The organism is Melaminivora alkalimesophila (assembly GCF_000282995.1).
GTDB lineage: Bacteria > Pseudomonadota > Gammaproteobacteria > Burkholderiales > Burkholderiaceae_C > Melaminivora > Melaminivora alkalimesophila.
Window position 1 is genome coordinate 1 of the sequence record NZ_ALEE01000117.1, and the last position, 2,288, is coordinate 2,288.

Sequence of the window (2,288 nt, forward strand, 5' to 3'; positions counted from 1 at the left end):
CTGAACAGCGGCCGACTGCGCCTGGGTGCGGTCAGGCCAGATGCCGCTCCAGGAAGTCGAGCGTGCGGCTCCAGGCCAGCTGCGCGGCCTCGGCGTCGTAGCTGCCGCGCTGGTCGCAATGGAAACCGTGGTCGGCGGCGTAGAGGTGTACGGTGGCATCCGGATGCGCCGCCGCGAACGCCTGCACGCCCTTGACCGGGATGAAGGGGTCGCGTTCGCCGAAATGCGCGAGCACCGGCACGCGCGGCTGGCGCGCCATCTCGGCCTGGGTGGTCATGCCGCCGCCGTAGTAGGGCACGGCCGCCGACAGGCCGTCGAGCAGGCAGGCCGCGCGCCAGGCGAGCAGCCCGCCCCAGCAAAAACCCACGACACCGACCTTGCCGCCGCTGTCGCGCGCCGCCAGGTCGATGGCGGCCTGGATGTCGGCCAGCGCCCCGGGCGCCGGCAGCGCCTCGACGGCGGCCTTGAGCTCCTTGCCGCGGCGCGTATCGGCCTCGCCGTAGCCCAGTTCCACCCCCTTTTGCACCCGGGCGAAGGTGGAGGGCGCCAGGGCCAGCCAGCCGCGCGCGGCGAACCGTTCGCTCACATCGCGGATGTGGCTGTTGACGCCGAAGATCTCCTGCAGCACGACCACCGCGCCGCGTGGCCTGCCTTCGGGGCTGGCGTGCCATGCCGGCACGGAAAAGCCATCGCTGGCCACCACTTCGATCCATTGGCCCATGAGAGATACCTCCTTTGCAGCAAGGGCCCATTGTCGCCAGTGCGCCAGAGCCCGGCTGTCGGCCGGCTTCGCGCATCCGGTGGAGCAGGCCGCAGCGCGGGCAGCAAAAACCCCGCCTCGCGGGCGGGGTGGGCGGGACGGGGGCGCGGCGCGGCTTATTGCGCGTAGGTGCGCTTGGCGTCGGCCACGCACTTGTCCTTGGCGGCGCCGCTCATGGCATCGCAGCGCTCCTTGGCCGCCTTGTACTCGGCCTCGCGCGTCGCCTGGGCAGCGTCGGCCTTGGCCTCCGCCACGTTGGCCTGCTTGGCCAGGTTGGCGCCATCCGTGGGCTGCGCCTGGGCGCGCGCCACCTTGGCGTCCTCCTTGGCCTTCACGTGGGCCGCCTTGGCTTCCTTCTCGCACACGTCCTTGGCGTTGCCCGAGAGGTCGTCACACTTCTCCTTGGCCACCTCGTACTCGGCATCGGCCCGGGCCTCGTGCACCTTGTAAGTGTTCTTCTCACTGGGCTTGTAGTTGGCCTCGAGCTCGGCCTTGGCGACCTTCTCGTTGCCCTTGGCCTGCTTCTCGCAGACGTCCTTGGCATTGCCCTGCATGCTGTCGCACTGGGCCTTGGCGGCCTTGTAGTCGGCTTCGATGCGATCCTTGGCGGCCTTGTACTCGTCCTTGCTCATCGCCATCCCGGAGGTGGCCACCAGGCCGGCGATGGCCAGCGCCATCAGGTTGCGGATGTGTTGCATGGTGCGTCCTCCCGGAGGGGTTTCAGTCCCAGCGGAAGTCGGGGTTGGCGCGCTCCCAGTTGCGCAGCTGGTCCTCGGCGGCCTCCTTGGCCAGGCCATGGCGCTCCTGCAGCTTGCCCAGCATCTGGTCGCGCTTGCCGGCAATGACGTCCATGTCGTCGTCCGTCAGCTTGCCCCACTGCTCCTTGACCTTGCCCTTGAACTGCGTCCAGTTGCCCTTGATGCGGTCTTCATTCATGTCGGCTCTCCTCTTGCGTGTGAAACGGGTGTGGTGTTGACCGCTTCCGCACTGCACCGGTGGGAAGCACCGGGCAGTGCGGGAAGCGATGGGTTTCACTGTAGGGAGAGGGCCGCCCGGGGACTGTCGTCCAAGGCGGGCGCCGGTTGTCAGTGGCGCGCGGGAAGGCCGTGTAGGTGGCGCGCCCGGGCGGGCGCCGCGCGCTCAGCGGCCGAGCTGCTCGAGCCAGTGCGCGACCTGCGTGGCCACCTGCCGGGCGGCCTCGGCCAGGGCCTGGGCGCCGCCGGCCGCATCGGGCGTGGCCGCCGGCTGCTCGACCATGAACAGGCGCTGGGCGACCAGCGTCTCGCCGGCCGCGCTGGCATCGGCCACCAGCACGCGCAGCTGCAACACGCCGCTGCTTTGCTGGGGCGAATGGAAGACGTGGCTGAACTCCTCCAGCTGGGCGCGCAGCACCGTGGGCATCTGCCCGGGGCCGGTGAGCAGCGCCAGGCCGTCGTCGCCCGAGAGCACGGCGCGCTGGCTGCCCAGGCTCGCGCGCAGCGCCTGCTGCAGCAGCACGGCCGGAGGCTGGCTCCAGCGCGCCTGGCGG

General features: G+C 70.7%; 4 protein-coding genes. All 4 read right to left on the bottom strand.

Features of this window, described 5'->3' with window-relative positions; all coding sequences use genetic code 11:
- Positions 1-31: 31 nt before the first annotated feature.
- Positions 32-721 carry a dienelactone hydrolase family protein gene (locus A612_RS01700; RefSeq protein WP_019372885.1) on the bottom strand — a complete coding sequence of 230 codons (690 nt, stop codon included), beginning with the start codon at positions 719-721 and terminating at the stop codon, positions 32-34.
- Between the two features lie 155 nt (positions 722-876).
- Positions 877-1,458 carry a hypothetical protein gene (locus A612_RS01705; RefSeq protein WP_019372886.1) on the bottom strand — a complete coding sequence of 194 codons (582 nt, stop codon included), beginning with the start codon at positions 1,456-1,458 and terminating at the stop codon, positions 877-879.
- A 22-nt stretch (positions 1,459-1,480) separates the two neighbouring features.
- On the bottom strand, positions 1,481-1,696 hold the full coding sequence (locus A612_RS01710) for a CsbD family protein (protein WP_019372887.1): 216 nt from the start codon (positions 1,694-1,696) through the stop codon (positions 1,481-1,483).
- Positions 1,697-1,900: 204 nt separating this feature from the next.
- On the bottom strand, positions 1,901-2,288 hold a 388-nt coding region (locus tag A612_RS01715), incomplete at its 5' end, for an ABC-type transport auxiliary lipoprotein family protein (protein WP_019372888.1).